The following is a 25,452-nucleotide window of genomic DNA, read 5'->3' as shown; positions in this document are numbered from 1 at the left end:
TGCGCTCAGGTGCCCGAGGTTCTGGCTTGGGCGCGTACGACGACGCGTTCGTGTAGCGCGTGATCTGCGGGCTGCCCCCCTGATTCTTCTTCATCTTCCGAGAATGCCGGCGTTGGAAAGTCCTCGGCATCAAAGGCATGGTCTCCGTCGGCATCCGCCTGCCCCGTGGCTTTCAGGTGTGCAAAATCCATCAGGGCCGGGTCCATGAGGTGCGACGGCACCACGTGTGACAAGGCGCGAAACACGCTCCAGGTACGGTTGGTGAAATACCGGTCCCATTCTTCGAGCATGCGGTTGATTTCCTTGCGCTTGAGGTTCTCTTGCGAGCCGCACAGATTGCAGGGAATGATGGGAAACTCGCGCAGCCTGGCGTAGGCGATTAGGTCTTTCTCGCGCACGTACGCCAGCGGCCGGATGACGATGTGCTCGCCGTTGTCGGATACCAGCTTGGGCGGCATGGCCTTCATGCGCCCGCCGTAGAACAGGTTGAGAAAAAAGGTCGCCAGGATGTCGTTGCGGTGGTGCCCTAGCGCGATCTTGGTGGCGCCCAGTTCGCGCGCCACGCGGTACAGGATCCCGCGACGCAGGCGCGAGCAGAGTGAACAGGTGGTCTTGCCTTCCGGAATCAGACGCTTGACGACCGAGTACGTGTCCTGGTTTTCGATGTGAAACGGGATGCCGCGCGCGCTCAGGTAATCGGGCAGCACGTGCTCCGGGAAGCCGGGCTGCTTCTGATCCAGATTGACGGCGATCACATCAAAGTGGATGGGTGCACGCTCGCGCAACGTGAGCAGCAGGTCGAGCAATCCGTACGAATCCTTGCCTCCCGAGAGGCACACCATGACGCGGTCGCCGTCCTCGATCATCTGATAGTCGCCGATCGCACGTCCGGTTTCGCGCAACAGACGCTTGACGAGCTTGTTCTCGTTGACGCTCAAATGAGCACGTGGGGGATGAATTTCTGAGGGCAGGGGTGAGGTCATGATGAAATTCGGCTGCGGCTTTGTTCGATGCAGACGGCGTCGCAATCTTCGAAGGCCTGAGGCTTGCAGAGCCGCACGGTGGCCTGCTGGATTGCGGGGAAATCTTGCATGACACAGTCCAGCATGCGGCCGACCAGTGTTTCAAGCAGATCGGTATGGCCGGTGGTGGCTTGTGTGACGAGAGTGGCGCGCAGCTGGCGGTAGTCCAGCACGCTGCCGATGTCATGATCGTCCACCGCCCGGGTGATCAGGGTGTCGAACTCGGCATGGATGACGAGCGGCTGGCGCTGCGTGCGTTCGTGATCCAGCATGCCGATCGAGGCCTGAACGTGCAGGCCATCCAGGATGATGCGACGTGTATTCATATCGCCGGCTCGGTGCGTGTGATCGAGTGCTTGAGGGGGCCGGGCCGTCCCAGTCGCACCGTATAGTGCCGCAGTTCGTCGCGCCGGAAAACGTGCAGCTGGGCGCGGTCACCGGGCTGGTGGCCTTCCAGCCAGTGGTCCAGGCTGGCGCTGTCGGTGACGCGCAACTGATCGGCGGCAATCAGCAGGTCGCCCGCAGAAAGGCCCGCGCGGTGTGCTGCACCGTGCTCGTACACGGTGAGCAATCGCAGCCCTCCCGCGTCGGCTTTGGTCCGGATGTCCAGCGTGGGACGCGAGGCTTCGGGTTTGGCTTGCAGGGCCATGCCTGCGCCTGCCAGTGCTGCTTTGAGCGGCACGTCTTCACGGCCGTCGACGTAGCGCCGAATGAAGCCTGCCACGTCTGCCCCGGTGGCCTCGGTGATGAGGGCCGGCATGGCGTCTTCTGCGACGCCCGTGGAGTGATCCTGGTAAAAATCGCGGCCATAGCGTTGCCACAGCAGTCGCATCACGTCGTCCAGGCTGCGTCCATCGTGTGTCTGGCGCCGAATTTCGAGATCCAGCCCCAGCGCGACCAGCGAACCTTTGGTGTAATAACTCACCAGCGCGTTGGGCGAGTTCTCGTCCTGCTTGTAATACCGGGTCCAGGCATCGAACGAGCTGTCGGCGACGGACTGCTTGTGCCGGCCGGGGCTGCGTTGCACTTGATCCAGCGTTTCGGCCACGAGCTTCAGGTAGTCGGGTTCGGTGACAATGCCCGATCGGAGCAGCATCAGGTCGTCGTAGTAGGAAGTGAAGCCTTCGAAGACCCACAGCAGGCGGGTATGGTTGGGCTGTGTCAGATCATAGGGCACGAAGGCCGCCGGTTTGATGCGTTTGACGTTCCACGAGTGAAAGTATTCGTGGCTCACCAGCCCCAGAAAGCGGGTATAGCCTTCAGGCGCGGCACAGCCCAGGCAGGGCAGGGCATCACGGCGGGTGGCGAGCGCTGCACTGGCACGGTGCTCCAGACCGCCATAACCGTCGCCTGTCACGTGGATGAGAAACACGTAGCGTTGTGCGCTGTCCAGGAATGCGGCTCGGCGGGCCTCGGGTTCAAAGAGCGCGATTTGTGCTGCGCAGATCTTTTGCACGTCGTCAGCAATGCGCTGCATGTCCAGGCGCGGGATCACCCCGGTGAAGACCAGGTCGTGGACTGCCCCGTGCGCCTCGAAGCTGACGCATTGTGGCGTGCCCATCTCGACCGGAAAATCGATGAGCGTGTCGTAATCCCCCGCGTAGTAGGTGCCAAAGCCGCGTGGTGGCGCCGCATCGGGTTCATCGATGGCCGCTGCGAGGCTGGTGTAGACCTGCCAGCCGCGTGCGTGGGATGGGGCGCGCAGGTCCAGCAGGCAGGCCTGTGATTCTTGCCCGATGGCGGCCAGAAACAGGCTGGCTCCATTGAAGAAAGCATGGCTCTCGTCGAAGTGCGCGCCCCGCACCGACAGATCCCAGGCATAGACCGTGTATTCCAGCGTGAGCGGCCCGTTGCAGGGCTGGCATTGCCAGGTGTGATCGTCGATTTTGGAGACCGCCACTTCGTCCCCGGCACTGCGTGCCTGCAGAGATTCGATCTGTCGGGCAAAATCACGGATGAGGTAGCTGCCTGGAATCCAGGCGGGCAGGCGCACCGCCTGGCCTCGTGGATCGGGTTGAGGCACCGTGAGCGTGACGGCGTAACGGTGGCCGGCGGGGTCGGCAAGCCGCACCTGGTAGCGGATCAGTTCTTTTTTCATCATCGCGTTAGTTTAACTTTGGAGACATCATGAGCGAATCATTGGTCAAAGTTGAAGTCAGGGGTCGCGTGGGGGTGCTTACGCTCAATCGACCCAAAGTCCTGAATGCCCTGAGCAATGACGTCATCACTGAGCTTGCGGCAGCAGTGCGGGTTTTCGAAGCCGATGAAAATATCGGTGCCATGGTCCTGACGGGCAACGAAAAGGCCTTTGCGGCGGGGGCCGACATCAGCGCGATGGCTGGATGGTCTTACATGGATGTCTACAAGGCAGATTACCTGGGCGGCGACTGGGAGGCCTTGCGCCACATGCGCAAGCCCATCATTGCAGCGGTGGCGGGTTACGCACTGGGGGGCGGCTGCGAACTCGCCATGCTGTGCGACTTCATCATCGCGGCCGACAACGCCAAGTTCGGCCAGCCCGAGATCAAGCTGGGGGTGATCCCCGGCTATGGCGGTACGCAGCGTCTGCCGCGTGCCGTGGGCAAGGCCAAGGCCATGGATCTGGTGCTGACGGGCCGCATGATGGACGTGCACGAGGCAGAGCGCGCAGGCCTGGTGGCGCGCATCGTGACACCCGAACGCCTGCTGGACGAAGCCGTCGAGGCAGCGACCGTCATTGCGTCCATGTCACTGCCTTCGGTGATGATGGCCAAAGAAAGCGTCAACCGGGCGTTTGAGTCGTCGCTCTCCGAATCTTTGTTGTTCGAGCGCCGCAATTTTCATGCGCTCTTTGCCACCGATGACCAGAAGGAAGGCATGCGGGCGTTCGTTGAAAAGCGCAAGCCCGATTTCAAGCATCGTTAGGATGGTAGGCTACGCAGCCGGTACGAGCTGGATGACAGGCGGCAGCCCCTGCCATCCGAGCGTGGCTCCTTTTGAGATGGCCGCGTAGACGGCCGAATTGCTGTTGTTGACGGATAAGCGTTGGTACAGCGCTTCGGTGTGTGTTTTGGCGGTGGCGACCGAGATATTCAGTTCGCGGCTGATTCTCTTCATGGGGTAGCCCTTTGCCAGCAGGACCAGCACCTCGTATTGGCGGGGGGTCAAACGCAGCAGGTCCGCTTCTCGGCTGATGATCTCGGGGGTCAGAGCCTGTCCATCCGTGGGGAGCGGATGGTTGGCAGGGCTCTGACTTGGCGGCTGCGGGTCGTGTGGGGCCGCTGCGACCCGTTGCGGCGCATCCGGGGCGCCTTCGAGATTGAGGGCTTCCGTCCGGGGAGGGGGAGACGAGTCGTGCCGGTCGTACCAGCGGCGCCTGGGAGGCGCTACGCCGCTATGGGGTGCTGTGTCATCCTGGGTACCTGCCTGGTGGAGACTGTCGGGGCGTGGAAAGCATTTCCCGCCAGCGAGGACCAATCTGACAGAAGTTTTCAGGACGTCCTGCGAAGCGTGTTTTGGAATATATCCTGCCAGTGCAGGTGGCAGGTTGATCAGGCCATAAGGCAATGTCTCGGTATCGGACAGCAATAGGATATGGCGAGGTGTATAGCTTTGCTGAGCAGCTGCAACCAGTTCGACCGTGCGCTGGTACGACTCTGGCACGGACAACAGCATCAGGTCGATGTTTGTGGGCTTTCCGGGTGGAGGGTTGAATAGCTGTGCGTAATCGATGCCCGTGCTCTTGAGTGCGCAGCCAAGCGTCTCCAACAGCTTCAGCATGCCCAGACGTACTAGCGTGTTGGGCTCCACGACGATGACGGTTGGCATCTTGATACCCTTACGATAAACATGGATATATGTGGATATTGTTTATTAACGTGTGACGTTTTGCAATGCTGGTTTAATCAAAAGTTAAGGTAATTGTCAGGCCTGAAGCACCCCGCCACCCCGGCGGCTCATCGCAATTGCCGCACGACGTCGCGGGTGGGTGTTCGGGGTGAATCGATAAAGCGAAGCAGGCTGATCTGGCCCTCGGGCGTGTGATGTATCCAGATCGACTGGTTCGCGTGCAGTGTGCTGACTTGTGTCGGACTGATATCGAAGCTCGCAGCCAGAGACTCGGGTGCCAGAGTCCGGGGGTGTCTGCGCCGGTCCAGACCGCCATACCTTTTCGCGTTGTAGCTGGCCCAGGCGAGCAGCAGCAGGCCAATGCCGATGGACACCGTGGCGTATGCCAGCAAGACGTGCATGTGGGGCAGGAAGCGCAGGGCTACAGGGTTTGCCATCTCTGACGCGCCGTCGTGGACGATTGACCAGATGCCGGACCCGAACAGGTACAGAAACGCGAGCCAGGCGCAGGCCGTCAACAAAAAATCGGCGGCAGCAAGCGGGGTAGACCGAGGGGTTTTGATGATCATCATGATGTAGGCGCCTTGATGCCGCGATCGGGGCTTTCCCAGCGTGCCCGGCTGCGGCGGTGTTTGAGCATGACCTTCGGGAAGCTCCAGGATGTCGTCAACAGGTTGATCATCCAGTAGGCCAGTGGATACCAGATCACCCAATACAAGGAACGGCTCAGCTTGGGTTCGTACCGGTGGTCGATGAAGATGCTCAGGCAGAATTGCAGCAGGCACGTCATGGCCAGGACCATCCCGGTAAATGCCGGTGGAATCAGGGTTTCGATATGCATGTGGTTGGGCAGTGCCACGAAGGCACCCAAGGCCCATAGGCCGATGGACAGCATCAGGGCAAAGGCCCAGATTGACGAGATGCAATATTCCAGGACCATGAACCACAAGCGGCGGTGGCGCCACGACCAGATGTTTGAAATGTTTTTCAGGAAGACTTCGGCCCCGCCTTGGGCCCAGCGCAAGCGCTGTTTCCAAAGGCCCCGCAGCGTCTCTGGCATCAGTATCCAGCATAGGGCTCGTGGCTCAAAGAAGATCGACCAGTGGTCTCGTTGCAGCTTCCAGCTGATGTCGATGTCTTCGGTCACCATGTCCAGGCTCCAGTAACCTACTCGATCCAGTGCGCGGCGCCGAAACGCCGCCACGACGCCAGAGACGGTGAATACCTGGCCGTAGACGCGTTGCGTGCGCTTGATCAGCCCCACGATGGACGAGAATTCGCCAACCTGGATACGCCCTATCAGGGTCGATCGGGTGCGAATGCGAGGGTTGCCCGTGACGGCTCCGACGCGGGGGTGGTTGAGCAGCGGCCCCACAAGGTACGGGACTGCGTTCTGGTCCAGGATGGCATCGCCGTCGATGCACACCAGATATTCGCTTCGTGCGGCCAGCGCACCCATCCGCAGCGCCATGGCCTTGCCCTGGTTCTGCGCGAGGTGGATGACGCGCAGCTTGTCATGGTCCAGCGCAAGCTGGTCCAGCATGGCACCCGTCCCGTCAGACGACCCGTCGTCGATCGCAATGACCTCGATCTTTGTGTAGCGCTGATTCAGGGCGGCCAGGATCGTGTCCGCACCATGGTCGAACTCGTTGTGGCAGGGGATGAGAATCGAGACGAGCGGGTCGCCTCGAAGTGGGGGCGGTATGACGTCGGCTCCCCATTCCCAGTGGCGTTCCCAATGCAGCCAGTAGTACCAGCCGCCGCACATCCACAGGCTCGACATGAACAAGGGGTAAAAGAATACGAAATCCAGGATCAGGTCGGTCGTCCACAGGAGGGCTGCCCCGAAGGGTACGCTCAGGACCAGACACAGGATCACGAGAGCAAGTAAGCGGTCGGTCATCACAAGGCCTCCTCATGGGTAGGGATACCAGGCCTTCGAAAGGACAGGTCTGACGGTTTGCAGCGCAGGCTGGTTTTGCACGAAATCGTCGGGGTAGTAACCGAAGTTCTCGATACCCTGCTGTTGCAGCTGCCGCATCCAATGGGACAGGGTTTCGCCGTCCACCGGGGGCTGGCCCGGCAGGTTCCAGTCACGGGCTTGCAGTTCGAACAGAGTGCGCGAGAGCGCGCCCGGGCGCGCTCCGACCGCGGCAACCAGCTGGCTGAGCCAGGCGTCGGTCTGTGAAACCGGCACTTTTTCCATCCGTGGCATGGCCATGGGGACAGTCCAGTCGTAAGCCTTCAGGAAGTCGTCCAGGTTTTGCGCAAACCAGGTCTCGCTGGACGGATTCAGGATCGGGCTCGCATAGAGATTTCGAGCCGTCTTGACCTGAGGGCCACGCGTCGATCGGACTCGCTGGGCCAGCAGGTGGGTGAAGTCGATCAAGGCCTGGCTTTTGTAGCGGGTCCAACGCTGCAGGGTGGCTTGATCGGCCCGCAGCGCCGGGAGCGAGCCCGGGAGTCCGGCTCGCTGGTAAGCCGCCAGGGCGGGCGGGCTGGCGTCTTCGAAGTCGCTCAGCACGGCATCATCGTGAAACAGGATGCCGTCTATGGGCGCGCTGGCCGCCAGGTCTTCGTAGAGATCGGCAATCATTGCGCGCGCCTGGGGGTCAAAGGGCGATAGCCTCTGATAGTGTCCCTCCACCGAGCTTGACGTCACGCTTCCGTCGTGTGGGTCCCAGCGGCCGACCCGGGTGAGGGTCGAGGGCAGATCGAAGCTGAGGACCGGCATCCATGCGTACACCTTGACGTGAGCGCGAGTCTGCAGTTGCCAGACGGCTCTGTTCAACAAGTCTGCGCGCATCGGAAGCCATCGGTTCGGATAGTAGACAGACCGTGCCAGGCCATCGCCCCGAGGGTCGGCAAACGCCTGAAGAAAGACCGTATTGATCTGCAGGTCCGCAATCCGCTGCACCAGGGCACCCAGGTTCCGATCCATCTGCGCGGGGTCCGGGTCATAGACGTAATCCAGATCCACATGGACGAATCTGACGGTGGCGCGCGGTTCCACGCCCAGCACGGACCGTGCGAAGTCCGCCCGGTTCGGAGAACCCGTGACCAGCATTCGCGGCAAGGACATCAAGTGATCCGCGGTCCCCATGCCGTCGCTGAGCGTCAGGGCCATCTGGTAGCCATGCGCCCTGATGATGTCCAGTGCCACCCCGTTGGCGGCGCCGTACGGCCAGACCCAGACCCGGGGGGACTTGCCCGTGACGGCCTGCAAGGTCTGCGTGATTGATTCGACGTCGGCGCGAATGCGCCGGCGGAAGGCTGCGTCCGACTCGTAGGTGTGTGTCTGCGGGTCGTATTGGCGGGTGGAGGCCGCCGGCTGCTGACTGCCTTGGGGGTTGGCGAGGACTCCTTGATGCAGGTTGTCGGTATGAGAGGCGATTTCGACCAGCCCGGATCGGGCTACCTGTTGCACTTCGCTCCACGTGGCAAATTGCTCGCGAGGAACCGCCCGCGTGCCGAACATCACGGGCTGGTCCTTCGGAGCGCCCACCCATTTTCCAACCGGCGCCCAGACTGCGGGCCATTGCATGGATTTCAGGATGGGGAAGACGCGTGTGTAGAAGCTGCGAAAGCCGTCATCGAAGCTGAGCAGCACAGCCTTCGGGGGCAGTGCCTTTCCCCCGTGATGGGCTTCCAGAATCTGGTCGACCGAAACGGGCTGGTAGCCGTTGTCGTGCAGCCACTGCATCTGGGCGATGAACAGGTCGGTACGCACCGCCACGAATTCCTGGTCGGGGTCGTCGTCTTCGATGTCATGGTAGGCCAGCGTGATCAGGCCATTGCGAGGCCAAGGAAGGTCCGTCGCAGAAACGGGTCTCTGAAGCGGCGGCACGAAGGCCGGCATGTTGCCCGCGCAGCCCGTCAGGAACGCGAGGCAACACCACCACAGGAGTAAATGCGCGCGGAGAGGGGCGATGGACATGACTGGGTCCTTCTTCAGAATCGGTACGTCATGTTGATGAGGAACTGATAGTCGCGCTCTCGTTGGCCGTCATAAGGCCGCGAGGTGCCTGTGACCATGAAGCCGAACTCCAGCGTGTCGCTGTAGTGATAGCGCTGTCCGTAGCCCACGGTGACCACACCACCGGTGCCGAAGTGCTGTTGCGTGTAGCTGCCTGCACCGATCAGGAATTGTTGTTCCCACCGCCGCTCGTAGCGTTCATGTAGCGTGTGAGTGAGCTGCAGTGCAGGCAGGACCGTCAGATCGGATTTCGGGTTGAAGTACTGGGCCGTGCCTTCGGCCGCCGTGTTGCGCGAGGCGGACAGGTTGAGCAGAGCATCGACTTTGAGCCTGGAAGCCGTGTAGAGGCGTTGACGGCCGTTCAGCGCGGCTTCCAGGCGGTTGTTGCCATCCGAGAAGAACGACGACCTCACCGACAGCGTCAATTCGCGGCGCTCGTCACCGCGCCATCGCAGGGAAGCTTCCAGGCTGTTGGCGGTGATGTCGTGCTGGAGGGCACGCAGCGGTGTGTCGCGCGACAGAAATGCCGCGCCCGCGCCAATTTGCCAATGGTCGGTTGGCGTCACAAAAATGGACGCCGCAGCTCCTGTCTTCGCACCATGTCCGTAGCGGTTGTCGGACGCTTCCGCCTGCGCGGTGATGTCGCGGCCACGCCATTGGACCCCTGCCTTCGTCCATTGGTAGTGGCCCGTTCCTTCGGCGAACTTGGCCTCTGAATGGCCTGTGCCGGTGAAGATGCGCCAGTTTTCGGCAAGGGGCGGCGAGTACAGTGTGGTGTCCACGCTCCAGTCCTGGCTACCCAGGACGGGGCTGTTGGTGGTCACGCCGCGACCTGCCGTCACCTGCCATTCGGCCATGTTGTGCACGGCCCATTCTCGTGCCAATCGTTGCACCGCCGCATCCTCGGGGGCGCGAGACATCAAGTCGTCTCGCAGCAAGCGCGCCTGGTGCCATTCTTGCAGCGCGAGCGCGGTTTCAGCCTGGTTCACTTCGACGTCGATCGAGCGGGGCGATTGGCTTTCTGCGATTTTCAGGTCGCGCTCGGCCTCGCGTGGAAGATCTCGTGCTCGATAGACGACGGATCTGGCTGTGCGGATGCTGGGGTTGTCGGGCGCGGCGTCGACCATCTCGTCCAGCAGGGTTTGGCTCTTCAGGGTGTCTCCTTCGTCGAGGGCACTGAGGGCCTGCGTTTGCGCAGCGTCCAGCTTCAGGGGGTTGGGTTGACGCTGCGGGTCACCTTTGTCGTAAAGCCATGTCGGCAAGGTGTCTGCCGCTGCGTCGAGTTCCTGGCGAGCGACTTGGCCCTGGCCGGATTCGGTCAAGGCGTAGAACAGGGTTGTGGTGTCGGACAGCCGGCTGGCGTCATCGTGCCCGTTTGCGGTTGCCAGGGCGCGGCGCAGCAAGGGCTCGGCTTGTTCCGGTTGTCGCATCGACAGGTAGGCGGCGCCTACGTCGCCCAGCACATAATCGGGGACGGCGACCCCGTGCGCGCGCATGTTTTCGTAATCGGCGATGACGTCTTGCATGCGATGCCGGGCATGCAGCGCTTGCAATCTGTCTGCCCGGATGCGATCGACGTCGGCCTGTGCCGAGGGCCCCAAGGGTTGCCACTGAGAGAGAAGCTGGTCGTACATCGCGAGTGCCTGGTCGGCCAGCGTGAAGCGGTTGGCCTCGCCGCGGGACTCTGTGGCGGCGGCTCGGGTCAGCTGGGCAGCGATGTCGGCTTGCAGCGCGCGAATCTGGGGAGCCTCCAGGGTGCCAGGGTGAATTTGTGCGGTACGAAGCGCCGCTTGAGGCAAGCCGGCGCGCTGTTGTGCAAGGATATAGGCGCGTGCCACGTACGCTCGTTCGGGAGCAAGATCGTAAGCTTGTGATGCCTGCTCAAGCGCGGCATAGGGCTGGCGGTTTCGTTCGTATGCGTATTCCAGCACCAGATGGCGGTCGGCATCGCCTGCCTTGTCGGCTACCAGGCCACGGGCAAGCCGAATGGAGTCATCCGGTTTGCCGGCATCGGCCAGGGTCATGACGTAGCCGTAAGTGAACGCAGCCTGCCGCGGAAATCGTTCTTCGCCTTCGCGAAAGCGTGCAAGTGCAAGATCCCATTCGCGGGCATCTCGGTGGGCGCGTGCCTCTTGTAACAACAAGTCATGGTTTTGTGTCTCAGCACACAAATATGTGCCTGGCAGTGCCATCACGACACAAAATGTAACTGCTGCAGGGAATGGGCGGGTAAGCAAGGCTGGCCTCGCGATCTGCAGTGGTTATTGGAGGCGCGGGCACGCGAACTGATAGGTGCCCAGCGTGTTGCCATGAGAAAACAGGACGAGTTCGATCTTGCAGTCGTCCTGACTGCCGACAGAAAGTGAGAAGCGCGTCAGCTGGGCGGGTGTGCTGGCTTTGAGCTGCAGGTTACCGCTCTGCTTGATGGTTGCGAGGCCGGTCACGCCGCGCCGGGTGGCTGTCAGCTGATATTGAATCGTAGCATTCAGGCGGCTTTTCACGTACGGGACCATCACGACGGGCCGCGTGTCGGGGACGGTCTCCAGCCATGCCATCAGGTCTGTGTCTGCAACGATCATGATCGTCTCGTGCCATGGTGAGTGGGTGGGGGGAGGTAGCCCTGCGAGCCGTTTGGGGGCGACTCGCAGGGGAGGCGTGGCCCTCGCGGGCCCACCGCTTACCAGCCGGTTTGAGTGATGGTGCTGACGTTCCGGTAGCCAACCTGAACGGTTGTGGCGCTCAGGTTTGAGCCCGTCTGGGTGACGTTGGCGGTGTTGTTGTAGCCGCGCTGGTAGACGTCGGAGTTCTGGTTGGATCCCCACGTCTGCGTCGTGTTGGCCACGTTCAGGTCTCCCAGCTGCACGATCTTCGAATCGGAATTCATCGTGTGGGATTGCTTGGCGTCTGCGAAATTCCGATAGCCATCCTGATAGATGTCGATCTTCGCGTTGCCAAACCAGTTCTGGTCCTGTGTCGCCTTTGCGACGTTCTTCACGTCTTGCTGGACGATCTTGGCCGTTGCATTGCCGTTGTACGCCTGAGTGATGGCGGCATCGTTGTTGTAGCCGTTCTGGTAGGTATCCCCCGAGCTGCCTGCGAACGCGGCGGTACCCGCGACTGCCAGGGCAAGACCGGATGCCAATGCGCAAAGTTGAGTCTTCATGGTGATGCTCCTTTAGTATCGACAAGACCTGTGTGAGAAACACGCCACCCGGCGGTCTTGGTACCGGGTTTTGTAGGAAGGTGAATCGCCTCGCGTTAGCGGTAGACGCTCAGTTTCAGACCCGTCCCTATCTGGATGATGGGAGGGAGCGCGCCCGAGCTGGCCTGTGTGACCGCGAGCTGGTTGAAGTTCCCGAATTGGTTCAGGTTTGCGGAGGTGTTGCTGGCGAATTGATCCAACGACGCATGATTCCCTACGCCGCGCTGATTGATCTCGCCCGTGCTGTTGCCGCCGCTTTGCGTGATCTGCGCGTCGTTCCCACTTCCGTACTGGGCCAGGACGGCAAGGTTGGTGGTTCCGGTTTGCGAAATCGAGGTGTTGTTGCGATTGCCTTCTTGCAATACGGATACCGTCGAGTTGGCGCCTCTTTGAGTCACGCGGCTGGTGTTGAGACTCCCTTTCTGGAAGACGTCCGTCTGCAGAGAAGGTGCGCTCAACTCCGTCGGAGGCAGCTCTGATAACGTGGAGAGGTCTCGATTGCCGCAATGACCCGTCAGCGGAGCGACTGCAAGCATCAGCAGCAGGGACAGGGCCGGTGTGGTGTGGGGATGGCGAACTGAGAAGTCGCGGGGGTTGAATAGGTTCATGGTGAACTCCAAGTCGGCTGGGTGGCGCTGGCTACGGGGACGCTTTGTTGCTGGGCGTTGTGGCATCTGTTTCAGGCGCATCGGATGGGCGCGGGGTCACGGTCACGGTGTATTCCTTTTCGGTATTCAGGTAGCGCTGGAGCAGCGGATCGTTCCAGTCGGATGTGTGCTTCAGTCGCCACAGGTTGTCGCGGATTCCTCCCACTGTCAGGTGCATGACTGCCGCGTCGATGGCCTCCTTGACGGCAAGCTGCGTGGGTTCGTTGTGTGTGTAGCCGCCCTCGATTTCCAGCAGGTCGTAGTAGTTGACGAAGCGGAAGTAGCTTGGATGGACTTCGTATGACCAGATGGTCTTGGTAGTGGAGACGCTGTTCAATACTTCTCCGGTCATCACGTCGACCGCTCGCAGGTTGATCGTCACCTGGTCCACGCTGTACTGGGTCGTCATGCCGATTCCCAGGAACTTGGCTCCCAGCCCGCCCGTGCGCGTGCTGGAGTCGTACGCGACGATGCCCCCTTCCAGGATGATTGACGCAGGCAGCAGGTTGGGGACGGGGACGGCCTGGCTGCCGCCCTGAGGATGGTCGTCCACTGCACGCAGGACACGGCGTTCTGTCAGCAGGGATTGCAGGCCTTCCCGTTCAACGGGAATGAACCACCCGGACTCCTTCAGTGCCTGCATCAGCATCGAGGCGGCTCCTTGCGTGACCGCTGTGGAAAAGGCGCTGCTCGGGCTGGGCCTATATTGGCCGGTCTCGTCCCGGAATCCATAGACGGCCGCCACGATCTTGCGTTGCGGCGGCGGCAACTGCCTCAAATTGGCGGTCGACGGGGTCACAGGCGTCAGTTGCGCTTCGTTCGAGACGTTCATGGGCTTCTGGAGCGCACAGGCCGACAAGGCGAGTACCACAAGAGAGCCCGTGCACAGGCGTTGCATTCGGCCGAACCGAGAGAGGGCTGGCAGTCTGAGAGTGTCCATGGCGTATTCCCCCGCTCTAGTGGGTTGGTGTGCTGGAGGAAGTGCTCGATCCGTCCAGGTTGACGGGGTGAGCGTTGCCGCTGAGATCCACCCAATACAATTGGTTACCCCGCTGGATCAGAAAGCCGTTGTTGGTTTGCAGAATCTGGCCGATGTCGTCGATTCCCAGGTCGTCCATGGGGTAGGGGAAACGCTTCTGCGCCTGTGCGCTTTGCAGCAGGTTCGGTCCGTTGAGTGGATTGCCGCCAAACGATGGGTTGACCGGGGTGTAGAACAATTGACCTGCCATTGCGCCGACCGGAAGGAGCGACGTGGCCAGCGCCAGCCCCAAGACCTTGAGAGGCAGCCTGTGCAGAGGGTTGTTGAGGGTGTGTGAAGTCATTTACATCTCCTCGGGCCCCAGATCCACATCCAGGGCGAGCTTGCGCTGTGCGTTGATGATGTCGATGTTGTTGTGCACCACTTCTGCGGCATTTCGGCTCTCTTCACGCTCTCGTGCACGCGTGGGGGAGATGAAAGTGTGGTACACTGTTTGGTTCATGGTGTTGATCCAGATTTCGCTACCGTATTGGGCGGTGGGCCGCTCGACCACTGACAGGTTGTCCTGTGAGTCGGGGTACAGTGCTTGCCATACTTCGGCAAAGCTCTTGTAGAAATTCCAGCCCATGACCGTCATGGTTCGGTTGATCATCAGCCCCCGCAATGGCTCGTTGTTGATCTGGCCACGGTCCAGCCCGTCAGGACTCGTCGGCTGCTGCCCGAAGGACGGCGTGCCGCTTGAAACCATCACGCAGCAGACGCTGACCTTGAACAACCGGAGACCGATGGATCTCATGACAACTCCTCCAACCAGGCATTGATTTGTTGCTTATTGCGACAATGCGTCATGGAAAGCATGGTACGGGGCCGTACGGTTGATACCCATAGGGCAGACAAATTAGGATGTTCATCCGATTGGCCGGTGCATCGGCCAAAGGATGTAGGTATTTTGGTTGTCCTGTTTGGCTCAGGACATCGTGAGCAAATCTAGGTTAAAATGGTGCGCTTTTGATCTGCAGGCCCTTGGTGGGCACGTCAAGAGCCGATATAATCAAACGGTTTGGCTGCCGATAGCTGATGTTGGCGTAGGCGGGCGGTCTGTGTGGCAGCGTGCGGCTTTACGGGTAATTTTCATGGGCGCTTCTGACAACCCGGCAGTGGGGAGTAGGGCTACCCACGGATCTGGTGCTGAAGTCTCGGCAAACGCCGAAGCCTTGGTGCCTGATGCTCAGGCGTCAAACCCAGAATTTGCAACGCTTGTGTTGTCGGACGCAGACCGGACGCGTATTGCCAAGCGGTCGCGGCGGGGGCTTTTTCAGGCCCTTGCAGCACAAGCCGTGGTTGGGCTGCTGGTGGTGCTGGCAGCTTGGGGGTTTGCAGGATTTGATGCAGGGGCATCCGCCTTGATTGGGGCGGCTGCTTATTTTGTGCCTAACGCGCTCTTTGCGCTTCGGCTGTTGCTGGGTTTTTGGGGGCCGAAGCGCCCGGGGTCGCTGGCATTTTTCTGGGGCGAGGCCCTGAAGCTGCTGGCCACTGCGCTCATTGTGGTGGCGGTGGCATGGCACTGGGGGGCCTGGCTGGTGTGGCCGGCTTTCCTGCTGGGCTTGCTGGGTGTCATGAAAGGGTACGTGGTGTTGCTCGTGTTGCGCCGCTTGCCGTGATTTGATTACGTTTGAAGGGTTTTTCGATGGCCGACGCAGTTTCGACGCCGCAGTCCGAATACATTCAGCACCACCTGGTGCAGCTGAACAGCCTCGGGCATCCGCAGCACCATATCGTCAACTTCAACGTCGTCAACTATGACTCCCTGTTCTGGTCCATCCTGACGGGCGTCATCGTCCTGTATTTTCTGTGGCGCGCATCTCGTCGTGCCACCACCGACGTCCCCGGCCGCTTCCAGATGGCCGTCGAGATGCTGGCCGGCATGGTTGCCGAAGAAGCCAAGAGCATCATCCCCAACGAAACCACACGCAAGTTCGCAGCGCCGCTGGCCCTGACGATCTTCATCTGGATCTCTCTCATGAACGCGCTGGACCTCGTCCCCGTGGATCTCATGGGTGCGATCTTCCGTGTCACCGGGCTGGGCGCCACGCACGGCGACCCACTGTATTATCACCGCATTCTGCCGACCGCCGACCTGAACGTGCCCATGGGCATGTCCCTGGGCGTGCTGGTACTCATGCTGTACTACGGTGTGAAGATCAAGCATTTCAGCGGTTGGGCCAAAGAACTCTTCACGGCGCCGTTCCATGCGCATGGAGTGGGGGCCATCGTGCTGGCACCCTTCAATTTCTTGCTGAACATCATCGAATACGTAGCCAAGTGCGTGTCGCTGGGCATGCGGTTGTTCGGCAACATGTACGCCGGTGAACTGCTGTTCCTCCTGATTGCACTGCTGGGCGGTGCCTGGACCGGGTTCAACGGCACCAGCATGGGCCTGGCAGTCGGGCACATTCTGGCAGGCTCTGCGTGGGCGATCTTCCACATCCTGATCGTGCTGCTGCAGGCTTATATCTTCATGATGCTGACGCTGGTGTATATCGGCCTGGCTCACGAAGGACACTAGAAACTCTGCCGGGGGCTTTGCCCCGGGCGGGCTCGCGGGGGTTGCCCCGAATTCCGTTTTTCGATTTTTCGACTAAACAACGTTTACTTACCAAGGAGTTGTTATGACCAACGTTGCATTCGTTGCTCTGGCTTGCGGTCTGATTATTGGTCTGGGTGCCATTGGCGCCTGCCTGGGCATCGGTCTGATGGGTGGCAAATACCTCGAAGCTTCGGCTCGTCAACCCGAACTGATGAACACCTTGCAAACCAAGATGTTCCTGCTGGTGGGCCTGATCGACGCCGCCTTCCTGATCGGCGTGGGCCTGGCCATGCTGTTCGCGTTCGCCAACCCGTTCGTCGGTTGATGTTGCGTAGGCCTGTGCAGGCAACTGCGGCAGGTCAGGGGCCTTCCGTCCCTGAGGCGGACAGGTCAGGTTTGGTGCCTTGCAGGCTTGCTGCAGGGCACAAGTGGGTAACTTAGGAAACGACCGTGAATTTAAACGCGACTCTCTTTTTCCAGATGATCGTGTTTTTCGTTCTGGGTTGGTTCACGATGAAATTCATCTGGCCACCCATGACGAAGGCCATCGATGATCGGCGGCAAAAAATCGCCGACGGTCTGGCCGCTGCCGAAAAGGGCAAGGCCGATCTGGCGCAGGCGCAACAGCGCGTGGGCCTCATGGAGGCTGCCTCCAAGACCGATAACCATGCGCGTCTGGCCGAGGCCGAAAAGCAGGCCGCCATGCTCATCGATGAAGCACGCCGCGAAGCCGAAGCCGAAAAGGCCCGCATCGTGGCTCAGGCCCGTCAAGATGCTGCACAAGAAGTCCAACGTGCGCGCGAAACCTTGCGTGCCGAAGTGGCCGTGCTGGCTGTGAAGGGTGCCGAGCAGATCCTGCGTCGCGAAGTCGATGCACGGACCCATGCCGAGCTGCTCGACCAGCTCAAGGCGCAACTCTGAACCCGGGTGAGTCATGGCTGAATTGTCTACTATCGCGCGACCTTATGCCGAGGCCCTGTTCGAATCCGTGCTCAACGATGCGCGCGGGCTCGAATACTGGTCCGAGCTGATGTCGCTGCTCGCTCAGGTGTCGAGCCAGGACGACGTCCTGGAGGCCATGGGCGACCCGCGTTTGTCCGAGACGCAACGCATTCAGCTTCTGACGGGGCTGATCCCTCAAGAGCTCCCCGGGCCAGTGACCAACTTGATCGCGCTGGTGGTCGAGAACGATCGGGTTCATGCGCTGCCGCAGATCGCCGAACAGTTCGAGCTTCTGCGCAACCGGCACGAAGGCACGGCGCTGGCGCGTATTACCAGCGCCTTCCCGATGGATGACGCTCAAGTGGCCGATTTGCTCAAGGGGCTGGAACACAAGTTTGGTCTCACGCTCAAGTCTCAAGTGACGGTCGATCCCGAGCTCATTGGCGGGGTTCGTGTCACCGTGGGTGACTATGTGCTCGACACTTCCGTGCAGGCCCGTCTGGCCCACCTGCGCGACACGCTGGCCGCATGAGCCAGTCAACAGGATTCCAGGAGTCTTACCATGCAACTTAACCCGTCCGAGATCAGCGAACTGCTGAAGACCCGCATCGAAGGCCTGGGCGCGTCGACTGACGTCCGCACTCAGGGCACGGTCGTGTCCGTGACCGACGGCATCACCCGCATCCATGGCTTGTCCGACGTGATGCAGGGCGAAATGCTCGAATTCCCCAACAACAAATTCGGCCTGGCGCTGAACCTCGAGCGCGACTCGGTGGGCGCCGTGATTCTGGGCGACTACGTGGGCGTGTCTGAAGGCGATGCCGTCAAGACCACCGGCCGCATTCTGGCCGTCCCCGTGGGCCCCGAACTCAAAGGCCGCGTGGTCGATTCGCTGGGCAATCCCATCGATGGCAAGGGCGCCATCAACGCCAAGGAAACCGACGTTATCGAAAAGGTTGCGCCGGGCGTGATTGCTCGTCAATCCGTGACGCAGCCGCTGCAGACGGGTCAGAAGGCCATTGATTCCATGGTGCCTATCGGCCGTGGCCAGCGCGAGCTGATCATCGGCGACCGCCAGACCGGCAAGACGGCCGTTGCGGTGGACACCATCATCAACCAGAAGGGCAAGGGCGTCACCTGCGTGTACGTCGCCATTGGCCAAAAGGCCTCCACGATCAACAACGTGGTGCGCAAGCTCGAAGAGCACGGCGCCATGGAATACACCATTGTTGTGGCCGCTCCCGCATCCGAATCTGCCGCCATGCAGTATCTGGCCGCGTATTCAGGCTGCACCATGGGCGAATACTTCCGCGATCGCGGCGAAGACGCCCTCATCATTTATGATGACCTGACCAAGCAGGCCTGGGCCTACCGGCAAGTTTCCCTGCTGCTGCGCCGTCCACCAGGGCGCGAAGCCTATCCGGGCGACGTGTTCTACCTGCACTCCCGCCTGCTCGAACGCGCCGCGCGCGTGAACGCCCACTATGTGGAAGAGTTCACCAAGGGTGCCGTGAAGGGCAAGACGGGTTCGCTGACGGCATTGCCCATCATCGAAACGCAGGCCGGCGACGTGTCTGCCTTCGTGCCGACCAACGTCATTTCCATCACCGACGGCCAGATCTTCCTGGAAACCGACCTGTTCAATGCCGGTATTCGCCCCGCCATCAACGCCGGTATCTCGGTGTCTCGCGTGGGCGGGTCGGCACAGACCAAGGTCGTGAAGAAGCTCTCGGGCGGTATTCGTACCGACCTGGCCCAGTATCGTGAGCTGGCCGCTTTCGCGCAGTTTGCGTCCGACCTCGACGATGCCACGCGTCGTCAGCTCGAACGCGGCAAGCGCGTGGTCGAACTGCTCAAGCAGCCCCAGTATCAGCCGCAACAGGTCTGGGAACTCGCAGTGGCGCTGTACGCAGCCAACCACGGCTATCTGGATGACCTCGAGGTTCGCCAGGTGCTGCCGTTCGAAAAGGCCCTGAAGGACTACCTGAAGACCAAGCACGAAGCCCTGATCCAGCGCATCGAAGACGTCAAGGAACTCTCCAAGGACGACGACGCTGCCTTGGCTGCCGCCATTGCCGAATTCAAGAAGCACGGCACGTACTGAGTCGCCATCGGGGTGCGGCATGCACCCCGGTCAGCTCTAAGGGAATAGTGGAATGGCCGGAATCAAGGAAATTCGAACCAAGATCAAAAGCGTGCAGAACACGCGCAAGATCACCAAGGCGATGGAAATGGTCGCCGCATCGAAAATGCGCAAGGCGCAGGATCGCATGCGGGCGGGCCGTCCGTATGCCACTCGGGTACGCGCCATTGCCTCGCACCTGATGCAAGCGAACCCGGATTACACTCACCCGTACATGGTGGAACGCGGCAAACTGTCGGCTGTAGGCATCATTCTGGTCACGACCGATAAAGGCTTGTGCGGTGGTTTGAACACCAATATCTCGCGGCTGGTGCTGGCGAAGATCAAAGAGTTCGAGCACGAAGGCATCAAGGTGCAGGCCACGGCATTGGGTACCAAGGGCTTGGGCTTGCTCACGCGCCTGGGTGCCAAGGTCGTGTCGTCCGAAGTGCAACTGGGCGACGCGCCGAATCTCGAGCGCCTCATCGGCGCGATCAAGGCCCAGATCGACGACTACCTCAATGGCAAGGTGGATGCGGTGTATCTGGCTTCCAGCCGGTTCGTCAACACCATGCACCAGGACCCGACTTTCGTGCGACTGTTGCCGTTGCCCTCCGATCTGGAAGATCCGTTCCAGACGGATGCGCAACCGGCTGAAGAGTTGGAAACCACCTACGGCTGGGATTACCTGTACGAGCCTGACGCCAAGACCGTCATCGACGATCTGCTGATGCGCTATGTCGAGGGCCTGATTTATCAGGCGGTGGCAGAAAACATGGCGAGCGAACAGTCGGCGCGGATGGTTGCCATGAAGTCGGCGTCGGACAACGCCAAGAAGGTCATCGGTGACTTGCAGCTCGTCTACAACAAGACGCGGCAGGCGGCCATCACCAAAGAAATTTCGGAAATCGTGGGCGGAGCTGCCGCGGTCTGATCGACGCAAGCACCGGCAAACCCAGTATTTATAGGACTAAACATGAGCAACGGAACCATCGTTCAGTGCATCGGCGCCGTGGTGGATATTCAGTTTCCCCGCGACAGCATCCCCAACATCTACGACGCGCTCCATCTGGCGGACGACACCTCTGCCTACGCAGAAAAGGGTCTGACCTTCGAAGTGCAACAGCAGCTGGGCGACGGCGTGGTGCGGACCATTGCCATGGGCTCGTCCGACGGCTTGCGTCGCGGCATGGCCGTGAACAATTCCGGCGCGCCGATCTCGGTGCCCGTCGGTCCCGGCACATTGGGCCGCATCATGGACGTGCTCGGTCGCCCGGTCGACGAGCGCGGCCCCATCGAATCGAAAGAAACGCGTTCGATTCACCAGCACGCGCCCAAGTTCGACGAGCTTTCGCCTTCGGTCGAGCTGCTCGAAACCGGCATCAAGGTGATCGACCTGGTCTGCCCGTTCGCCAAGGGCGGCAAGGTGGGTCTGTTCGGTGGTGCCGGTGTGGGCAAGACCGTGAACATGCTGGAGCTCATCAACAACATCGCCAAGGCGCACAGCGGCTTGTCAGTGTTTGCCGGTGTGGGTGAGCGTACCCGTGAAGGCAATGACTTCTACCATGAAATGTCCGATGCGGGTGTCATCAAGCTGGACAATCTGGCCGAGTCCAAGGTGGCCATGGTGTTCGGTCAGATGAACGAGCCCCCCGGGAACCGTCTGCGCGTGGCCCTGTCGGGCCTGACGATGGCCGAGAGCTTCCGTGACGAAGGCCGCGACGTGCTGTTCTTCGTGGACAACATCTACCGCTATACCCTGGCCGGTACCGAAGTGTCCGCACTGCTGGGCCGCATGCCTTCGGCCGTGGGCTATCAGCCGACGCTCGCCGAAGAAATGGGCAAGCTGCAAGAGCGGATCACGTCCACCAAGACGGGTTCCATCACGTCCATTCAAGCCGTGTATGTGCCTGCTGACGACTTGACCGACCCGTCGCCCGCCACGACCTTCCTGCACCTGGATTCCACCGTGGTGTTGTCGCGTGACATCGCCGCCCTGGGGATCTACCCGGCCGTGGACCCGCTGGATTCGACCAGCCGTCAGCTCGACCCGCAGATCGTGGGTGAAGAGCACTACAACATTGCCCGCGCGGTACAGCAAACGCTGCAACGCTACAAAGAACTGCGCGACATTATCGCGATTCTGGGCATGGACGAGCTGTCTCCCGAAGACAAGCAGGCTGTGGCCCGTGCTCGCAAGATCCAGCGCTTCCTGTCGCAGCCGTTCCACGTGGCCGAAGTCTTCACGGGTTCGCCTGGCAAATACGTGCCGCTGTCGGAAACGCTGCGCGGCTTCAAGATGATCGTGGAAGGCGAGTGCGATGCACTCCCCGAGCAGGCGTTCTATATGGTCGGAACGATCGACGAGGCCTTCGAGAAGGCCAAGACGATCCAATAAGGAGACGACATGGCGACTCTGCAAATTGATGTGGTCAGCGCGGAGGCCTCGATCTTCAGTGGCGAGGCGACGTTTGTCGCCCTGCCGGGCGAATCGGGCGACCTTGGCATTCTGCCGGGGCATACGCCGCTGATTTCCCGGATTCGTCCGGGGACGCTGAAGGTGAAGCAGGCAGACGGCACGGAGCAGCACATTTTCGTGGCAGGCGGCATCCTCGAGGTTCAGCCGCATGCGGTGACGGTGTTGTCCGATACGGCAATCCGGGCTGAAGATCTGGATGAGGCCAAGGCAATCGCTGCGCGTGACCGGGCCGAAGAGGCTCTGCGCAACACGAAGGAAAAGGCGGACATCGCCGTGGTCGAAGCCGAGCTCGCGATGTTGGCAGCTCAGGCAGAAGCCGCGCGCAAGTTCAGTCACAAGCGGACTTCGCATTAGGTGGTCCTGGCTTGAGAAAAAGGCGCTCATTGGGGCGCCTTTTTCTTGCGCGGCGGCCAAGTCCTCTGCACCTCAACTGCAGGTTGCATAGGCGTGGGACTAGAATGCGTTGATCCTATTACCCCGCATTCGGTACCCCGCGTAAAGCACCACCACCCACGCCGGCAGCACGTACACTGCCGCCCGGGTGTCATCCAGCTGGGTCATCAGCGCCACCACCCCCAGCAGGAACGCGACACACAGATAATTGGCCCACGGGTACCACGGCGACGCAAAATGCAGGGCTGAACGCTCGTGCGCCTGCCGAAACCTCAAATGCACCAGTACGATCATCAGCCACGTCAGTGCTGCCGCGGCCGTGGCCACCGCCATCACCTGCATGAACGCGCCCTTGGGCACCAGAAAATTGATGATCACGATCCCCAACGTGCAGGCCGATGAAAACAGCACTCCCACCCAGGGCACGTGCCGCGCGCTCAGGCGCAGAAAGACGCGCGGCGCATTGCCTTGCTCGGCCAGGCTGTAGAGCATGCGGCCGTTACTGTACATGCCGCTGTTGTAAACCGAAATTGCAGCAGTGAGCACCACCAGATTCAGAATGTCGGGTGCCGCCGGGATGCCGAGCCGCGAAAAGATCAGCACGAAAGGCGAACCCTGTGTGCCGATCTCGTTCCAGGGGTACAGGATCACCAACACGGCCAGCGCCCCGATGTAGAAGATCAGGATGCGCCAGATCACCTGGTTGATCGCCCGCGGGATACTGTGGCGCGGATTGTCCGCTTCGCCTGCCGTGATACCGATCAGCTCGGTACCACCAAACGAAAACATCACCACCACCAGTGACAGCAGCAGACCATGAACCCCATTGGGCAAGAATCCACCGTGGGCCCACAGGTTGGAAAGCCCGGCTGCCTTGTGATCCACGCCGGCCACGATCAGGATCAGTCCAAGCAGAATCATCCCGATGATGGCCGCAATCTTGAGAAGCGCGAGCCAGAACTCGCTCTCGCCATAAGACCGTACGTTGAGCAGATTGAGCAGCGTGACCGCCACGAGGACGATCAGAGCACTGGCCCACGAGGGGAAATCGGGTAGCCAGTAGCTGACGTAGATGCCCACCACCGATAGTTCTGCCATGCTCACCAGCACGTACAGCAGCCAGTAATTCCAGCCTGACAGAAAACCTGCGAATCCGCCCCAGTATCGGTACGCGAAATAGCTGAAGGCGCCGGCGACCGGCTCTTCGGTGGACATCTCGCCCAGCATCCGCATGATGAGATAGATGGCCAGCCCGCCGATCAGGTAGGACAGGATGATGCCAGGCCCGACCAACTGAATGGAGGCCGCCGACCCATAGAACAGGCCGGTGCCGATCGCGCCGCCGAGCGCAATCATCTGGATGTGACGGTTCTTGAGGCTGCGCGAAAGCGCCTCGGGATGCGAGGAGGTCATGGATCTAGGTACAGGGAGGTAGGGACTCAACGGGCGAAGAACAGCTCGTGCAGGGCCACGCCAGGGTCTTTTGCGCGCATGAATGCCTCGCCTACCAGGAAGGCTTGCACCCCGTGCTCGCGCATGCGATCCGCATCAGCGGGTGCGAGAATGCCGCTTTCTGTGACCACGCGCTTGTCTGCAGGCAGCTCGGCCAGCATGGAGAGCGTGGTCTCGAGCCGGGTCTCGAAGGTGCGCAGGTTGCGGTTGTTGATGCCCAGAAGCGGTGTCTGCAAGGTGAGGGCCACGTCCAGTTCGCTGCGATCGTGAATCTCGACCAGTACGTCCATGCCCAGTTCCTGCGCGACCGCTTCGAGTTCTTGCAACTGCGGGCCCGTGAGTGCAGCGGCAATGAGCAGCACGCAATCGGCGCCCAGAGCCCGCGCGTGGATGACCTGGTAGGGGTCGATCATGAAATCTTTGCGCAGCACGGGCAGGCTGCAGGCTGCGCGCGCCTGGCGCAAGTGGTCGTACCCCCCCTGGAAGTACTGCACGTCGGTGAGCACTGACAGGCAGGTGGCACCGTGGCAAGCGTAGCTTGCCGCGATGTCGGCGGGATTGAAATCGGGGCGGATCACGCCCTTGGACGGTGATGCCTTCTTGATCTCGGCAATCACGGCAGGCTTGCCCTGTGCGATCTTGTCTTCGATGGCGCGTGCGAACCCCCGGATGTCCTTGCGGCTCTTGGCCTCGCGCAGCAGATCGGCTTCGCTGCGCATCTGGCGCGCGGCAATGATTTCGGTGCGCTTGGTTTCCAGAATGGTGCTGAGGATATCGGTCATTTTTTGAAGCTTTGTGTGTAGCGTCGGAATTGTTCGAGTTTTTCGTGGGCAGCGCCCGATGCGATCAGTTCGAAGGCCTGAGTGATGCCGGCCTGGATCGAGTCGGCGACATTGCCCGCGTAGAGCGCCAGTCCCGCGTTGAGCGCGACGATGTCGCGTGCGGTACCGGCCGTATTGCCCAGAGCGGCCAAGACGAGCTGAGCGGATTCTTCTCGGTTGGCCACCTTGATGCTGCGGTTCGACACCATGGCCATGCCGAAGTCTTCGGGGTGGATTTCGTATTCTCGCACCTCGCCGTCCTTGAGTTCGCCGATGAGCGTCGAGGCGCCCAGGGACGCTTCGTCCATGCCGTCCTTGCCGTGCACGATGAGCACGTGCCGCGAGCCCAGCCGTTGCAGCACCCGCACCTGGATACCCACCAGATCGGGGTGGAATACCCCCATGAGCTGGTTTTCAGCGCCCGCCGGATTGGTGAGTGGGCCCAGGATGTTGAACATGGTGCGCACGCCCAGTTCACGGCGCACCGCTGCCACGTTCTTCATGGCGCCGTGGTGGGCAGGCGCAAACATGAAGCCGATGTGGGTGGCTTCGATGGACTCGGCGACCTGCTCGGGGGTGGCCTGGATGTTTACGCCCAGCGCCTCGAGCACGTCGGCGCTGCCAGAAGACGAAGAGGCGCTGCGGTTGCCGTGCTTGGCGACTTTGACGCCGCCTGCGGCGGCCACGAACATCGCGGCGGTCGAAATATTGAAGGTGTGCGAACTGTCGCCCCCGGTACCGCACATGTCGAGCAGATCCTGTGGGTAGGGCGTGGTCACCCCCAAGGCGAATTCGCGCATGACCTGGGCGGCCGCCGTGATCTCGCCCACGGTTTCTTTTTTGACCCTCAGCCCCATCAGCAACGCGCTTGCGAGCTGCGGAGACATTTCGCCTCGCATCAGCATGCGCATCAGTTCGAGCATCTCGTCGTGGAAGATTTCGCGGTGCTCGATACAGCGCACCAGGGCTTCAGTCGGTGTGATCAACGGCATGACTTGGGTT

General features: G+C 61.1%; 27 protein-coding genes. 10 read left to right on the top strand and 17 right to left on the bottom strand.

What is annotated here, in order from left to right; all coding sequences use genetic code 11:
* Positions 1-5 precede the first annotated feature (5 nt).
* From ttcA to VF285_RS02405, 3 genes are read right to left on the bottom strand one after another with little or no spacing between them, the layout of a single operon-like run.
* Positions 6-983, bottom strand: coding sequence for a tRNA 2-thiocytidine(32) synthetase TtcA (ttcA, locus tag VF285_RS02415; protein WP_346951020.1), 978 nt, complete (start codon positions 981-983; stop codon positions 6-8).
* Positions 980-1,348 (bottom strand): dihydroneopterin aldolase, encoded by a 369-nt coding sequence (locus VF285_RS02410; RefSeq protein ID WP_346951019.1) that lies wholly within the window; start codon positions 1,346-1,348, stop codon positions 980-982. Before VF285_RS02410 ends, ttcA begins: the two co-directional genes overlap by 4 nt.
* Entirely contained in the window at positions 1,345-3,120 is a 1,776-nt protein-coding gene (locus tag VF285_RS02405) for a M61 family metallopeptidase (RefSeq protein ID WP_346951048.1), read from the bottom strand. Before VF285_RS02405 ends, VF285_RS02410 begins: the two co-directional genes overlap by 4 nt.
* Positions 3,121-3,149: 29 nt before the next feature.
* Here VF285_RS02405 and VF285_RS02400 point away from each other — a divergent pair, with 29 nt between their 5' ends.
* On the top strand, positions 3,150-3,926 hold the full coding sequence (locus VF285_RS02400; protein ID WP_346951018.1) for an enoyl-CoA hydratase: 777 nt from the start codon (positions 3,150-3,152) through the stop codon (positions 3,924-3,926).
* 9 nt (positions 3,927-3,935) lie between these two features.
* Here the strand turns inward: VF285_RS02400 and VF285_RS02395 are convergent, their stop codons facing one another.
* The 11 genes from VF285_RS02395 to VF285_RS02345 form a co-directional block, all read right to left on the bottom strand.
* The gene (locus VF285_RS02395; protein ID WP_346951017.1) at positions 3,936-4,829 is read right to left on the bottom strand and encodes a helix-turn-helix transcriptional regulator; all 894 of its coding nucleotides are present in this window, start codon (positions 4,827-4,829) and stop codon (positions 3,936-3,938) included.
* A gap of 128 nt (positions 4,830-4,957) precedes the next feature.
* Positions 4,958-5,422 (bottom strand): poly-beta-1,6-N-acetyl-D-glucosamine biosynthesis protein PgaD, encoded by a 465-nt coding sequence (gene pgaD / locus VF285_RS02390; protein ID WP_346951016.1) that lies wholly within the window; start codon positions 5,420-5,422, stop codon positions 4,958-4,960.
* Positions 5,419-6,753, bottom strand: coding sequence for a poly-beta-1,6-N-acetyl-D-glucosamine synthase (gene pgaC / locus VF285_RS02385; RefSeq protein ID WP_346951015.1), 1,335 nt, complete (start codon positions 6,751-6,753; stop codon positions 5,419-5,421). The genes pgaD and pgaC overlap by 4 nt, the downstream gene beginning before the upstream one ends.
* A 12-nt stretch (positions 6,754-6,765) precedes the next feature.
* On the bottom strand, positions 6,766-8,787 hold the full coding sequence (pgaB, locus tag VF285_RS02380) for a poly-beta-1,6-N-acetyl-D-glucosamine N-deacetylase PgaB (protein ID WP_346951014.1): 2,022 nt from the start codon (positions 8,785-8,787) through the stop codon (positions 6,766-6,768).
* A gap of 14 nt (positions 8,788-8,801) precedes the next feature.
* Positions 8,802-10,970, bottom strand: a complete 2,169-nt coding sequence (gene pgaA, locus VF285_RS02375) for a poly-beta-1,6 N-acetyl-D-glucosamine export porin PgaA (RefSeq protein WP_346951013.1) — start codon at positions 10,968-10,970, stop codon at positions 8,802-8,804.
* 117 nt (positions 10,971-11,087) lie between these two features.
* Positions 11,088-11,405, bottom strand: coding sequence for a curli-like amyloid fiber formation chaperone CsgH (gene csgH, locus VF285_RS02370; RefSeq protein WP_346951012.1), 318 nt, complete (start codon positions 11,403-11,405; stop codon positions 11,088-11,090).
* A gap of 98 nt (positions 11,406-11,503) precedes the next feature.
* Positions 11,504-11,989: a hypothetical protein gene (locus VF285_RS02365; protein ID WP_346951011.1), complete on the bottom strand. Its 486-nt coding sequence runs from the start codon at positions 11,987-11,989 to the stop codon at positions 11,504-11,506.
* 95 nt (positions 11,990-12,084) lie between these two features.
* A complete protein-coding gene (locus VF285_RS02360) occupies positions 12,085-12,636 on the bottom strand; it encodes a hypothetical protein (RefSeq protein WP_346951010.1) in 552 nt (183 codons plus the stop codon).
* 31 nt (positions 12,637-12,667) lie between these two features.
* The gene (locus VF285_RS02355; RefSeq protein ID WP_346951009.1) at positions 12,668-13,615 is read right to left on the bottom strand and encodes a CsgG/HfaB family protein; all 948 of its coding nucleotides are present in this window, start codon (positions 13,613-13,615) and stop codon (positions 12,668-12,670) included.
* A gap of 16 nt (positions 13,616-13,631) precedes the next feature.
* Positions 13,632-13,997: a curli assembly protein CsgF gene (locus VF285_RS02350; RefSeq protein ID WP_346951008.1), complete on the bottom strand. Its 366-nt coding sequence runs from the start codon at positions 13,995-13,997 to the stop codon at positions 13,632-13,634.
* Positions 13,998-14,450, bottom strand: a complete 453-nt coding sequence (locus VF285_RS02345; protein WP_346951007.1) for a CsgE family curli-type amyloid fiber assembly protein — start codon at positions 14,448-14,450, stop codon at positions 13,998-14,000.
* Positions 14,451-14,787: 337 nt separating this feature from the next.
* Here VF285_RS02345 and VF285_RS02340 point away from each other — a divergent pair, with 337 nt between their 5' ends.
* From VF285_RS02340 to VF285_RS02300, 9 genes are all read left to right on the top strand, one after another.
* Positions 14,788-15,315: an ATP synthase subunit I gene (locus VF285_RS02340; RefSeq protein ID WP_346951006.1), complete on the top strand. Its 528-nt coding sequence runs from the start codon at positions 14,788-14,790 to the stop codon at positions 15,313-15,315.
* Between the two features lie 26 nt (positions 15,316-15,341).
* The gene (atpB, locus tag VF285_RS02335; protein ID WP_346951005.1) at positions 15,342-16,220 is read left to right on the top strand and encodes a F0F1 ATP synthase subunit A; all 879 of its coding nucleotides are present in this window, start codon (positions 15,342-15,344) and stop codon (positions 16,218-16,220) included.
* A gap of 103 nt (positions 16,221-16,323) precedes the next feature.
* Positions 16,324-16,566: a F0F1 ATP synthase subunit C gene (gene atpE, locus VF285_RS02330; protein WP_291773635.1), complete on the top strand. Its 243-nt coding sequence runs from the start codon at positions 16,324-16,326 to the stop codon at positions 16,564-16,566.
* Between the two features lie 125 nt (positions 16,567-16,691).
* On the top strand, positions 16,692-17,162 hold the full coding sequence (locus VF285_RS02325) for a F0F1 ATP synthase subunit B (protein ID WP_346951004.1): 471 nt from the start codon (positions 16,692-16,694) through the stop codon (positions 17,160-17,162).
* Positions 17,163-17,175: 13 nt separating this feature from the next.
* Positions 17,176-17,715, top strand: coding sequence for a F0F1 ATP synthase subunit delta (locus VF285_RS02320; protein WP_346951003.1), 540 nt, complete (start codon positions 17,176-17,178; stop codon positions 17,713-17,715).
* A gap of 30 nt (positions 17,716-17,745) precedes the next feature.
* Positions 17,746-19,287: a F0F1 ATP synthase subunit alpha gene (gene atpA, locus VF285_RS02315; RefSeq protein WP_346951002.1), complete on the top strand. Its 1,542-nt coding sequence runs from the start codon at positions 17,746-17,748 to the stop codon at positions 19,285-19,287.
* A 52-nt stretch (positions 19,288-19,339) separates the two neighbouring features.
* On the top strand, positions 19,340-20,239 hold the full coding sequence (gene atpG, locus VF285_RS02310) for a F0F1 ATP synthase subunit gamma (RefSeq protein WP_346951001.1): 900 nt from the start codon (positions 19,340-19,342) through the stop codon (positions 20,237-20,239).
* Positions 20,240-20,281: 42 nt separating this feature from the next.
* Entirely contained in the window at positions 20,282-21,703 is a 1,422-nt protein-coding gene (gene atpD, locus VF285_RS02305) for a F0F1 ATP synthase subunit beta (protein WP_346951000.1), read from the top strand.
* A 9-nt stretch (positions 21,704-21,712) separates the two neighbouring features.
* A complete protein-coding gene (locus VF285_RS02300) occupies positions 21,713-22,138 on the top strand; it encodes a F0F1 ATP synthase subunit epsilon (protein ID WP_346950999.1) in 426 nt (141 codons plus the stop codon).
* A gap of 99 nt (positions 22,139-22,237) precedes the next feature.
* Here VF285_RS02300 and VF285_RS02295 read toward each other — a convergent pair whose 3' ends face one another.
* Genes VF285_RS02295 through trpD form a run of 3 tightly spaced genes read right to left on the bottom strand, consistent with a single transcriptional unit; the run spans position 22,238 to position 25,442 of the window.
* Positions 22,238-23,590 (bottom strand): amino acid permease, encoded by a 1,353-nt coding sequence (locus VF285_RS02295; protein ID WP_346950998.1) that lies wholly within the window; start codon positions 23,588-23,590, stop codon positions 22,238-22,240.
* A 26-nt stretch (positions 23,591-23,616) separates the two neighbouring features.
* On the bottom strand, positions 23,617-24,411 hold the full coding sequence (gene trpC, locus VF285_RS02290; protein WP_346950997.1) for an indole-3-glycerol phosphate synthase TrpC: 795 nt from the start codon (positions 24,409-24,411) through the stop codon (positions 23,617-23,619).
* The gene (trpD, locus tag VF285_RS02285) at positions 24,408-25,442 is read right to left on the bottom strand and encodes an anthranilate phosphoribosyltransferase (RefSeq protein WP_346950996.1); all 1,035 of its coding nucleotides are present in this window, start codon (positions 25,440-25,442) and stop codon (positions 24,408-24,410) included. Before trpD ends, trpC begins: the two co-directional genes overlap by 4 nt.
* Positions 25,443-25,452: the final 10 nt, after the last annotated feature.

It is taken from the genome of Castellaniella sp., assembly GCF_036379515.1.
Lineage (GTDB): Bacteria > Pseudomonadota > Gammaproteobacteria > Burkholderiales > Burkholderiaceae_B > Castellaniella.
The sequence above is the reverse complement of the archived record's forward strand: the minus strand, read 5'-3'. Positions and strand labels throughout refer to the sequence as shown.

Coding starts and splice junctions, on each gene's coding strand:
- ttcA (WP_346951020.1), bottom strand. CDS start 983: ATGACCTCACCCCTGCCCTCAGAAATTCATCCCCCACGTGCTCATTTG.
- VF285_RS02410 (WP_346951019.1), bottom strand. CDS start 1,348: ATGAATACACGTCGCATCATCCTGGATGGCCTGCACGTTCAGGCCTCG.
- VF285_RS02405 (WP_346951048.1), bottom strand. CDS start 3,120: ATGAAAAAAGAACTGATCCGCTACCAGGTGCGGCTTGCCGACCCCGCC.
- VF285_RS02400 (WP_346951018.1), top strand. CDS start 3,150: ATGAGCGAATCATTGGTCAAAGTTGAAGTCAGGGGTCGCGTGGGGGTG.
- VF285_RS02395 (WP_346951017.1), bottom strand. CDS start 4,829: ATGCCAACCGTCATCGTCGTGGAGCCCAACACGCTAGTACGTCTGGGC.
- pgaD (WP_346951016.1), bottom strand. CDS start 5,422: ATGATGATCATCAAAACCCCTCGGTCTACCCCGCTTGCTGCCGCCGAT.
- pgaC (WP_346951015.1), bottom strand. CDS start 6,753: ATGACCGACCGCTTACTTGCTCTCGTGATCCTGTGTCTGGTCCTGAGC.
- pgaB (WP_346951014.1), bottom strand. CDS start 8,787: ATGTCCATCGCCCCTCTCCGCGCGCATTTACTCCTGTGGTGGTGTTGC.
- csgH (WP_346951012.1), bottom strand. CDS start 11,405: ATGATCGTTGCAGACACAGACCTGATGGCATGGCTGGAGACCGTCCCC.
- VF285_RS02365 (WP_346951011.1), bottom strand. CDS start 11,989: ATGAAGACTCAACTTTGCGCATTGGCATCCGGTCTTGCCCTGGCAGTC.
- VF285_RS02360 (WP_346951010.1), bottom strand. CDS start 12,636: ATGAACCTATTCAACCCCCGCGACTTCTCAGTTCGCCATCCCCACACC.
- VF285_RS02355 (WP_346951009.1), bottom strand. CDS start 13,615: ATGGACACTCTCAGACTGCCAGCCCTCTCTCGGTTCGGCCGAATGCAA.
- VF285_RS02350 (WP_346951008.1), bottom strand. CDS start 13,997: ATGACTTCACACACCCTCAACAACCCTCTGCACAGGCTGCCTCTCAAG.
- VF285_RS02345 (WP_346951007.1), bottom strand. CDS start 14,450: ATGAGATCCATCGGTCTCCGGTTGTTCAAGGTCAGCGTCTGCTGCGTG.
- VF285_RS02340 (WP_346951006.1), top strand. CDS start 14,788: ATGGGCGCTTCTGACAACCCGGCAGTGGGGAGTAGGGCTACCCACGGA.
- atpB (WP_346951005.1), top strand. CDS start 15,342: ATGGCCGACGCAGTTTCGACGCCGCAGTCCGAATACATTCAGCACCAC.
- atpE (WP_291773635.1), top strand. CDS start 16,324: ATGACCAACGTTGCATTCGTTGCTCTGGCTTGCGGTCTGATTATTGGT.
- VF285_RS02320 (WP_346951003.1), top strand. CDS start 17,176: ATGGCTGAATTGTCTACTATCGCGCGACCTTATGCCGAGGCCCTGTTC.
- atpA (WP_346951002.1), top strand. CDS start 17,746: ATGCAACTTAACCCGTCCGAGATCAGCGAACTGCTGAAGACCCGCATC.
- atpG (WP_346951001.1), top strand. CDS start 19,340: ATGGCCGGAATCAAGGAAATTCGAACCAAGATCAAAAGCGTGCAGAAC.
- atpD (WP_346951000.1), top strand. CDS start 20,282: ATGAGCAACGGAACCATCGTTCAGTGCATCGGCGCCGTGGTGGATATT.
- VF285_RS02300 (WP_346950999.1), top strand. CDS start 21,713: ATGGCGACTCTGCAAATTGATGTGGTCAGCGCGGAGGCCTCGATCTTC.
- VF285_RS02295 (WP_346950998.1), bottom strand. CDS start 23,590: ATGACCTCCTCGCATCCCGAGGCGCTTTCGCGCAGCCTCAAGAACCGT.
- trpC (WP_346950997.1), bottom strand. CDS start 24,411: ATGACCGATATCCTCAGCACCATTCTGGAAACCAAGCGCACCGAAATC.
- trpD (WP_346950996.1), bottom strand. CDS start 25,442: ATGCCGTTGATCACACCGACTGAAGCCCTGGTGCGCTGTATCGAGCAC.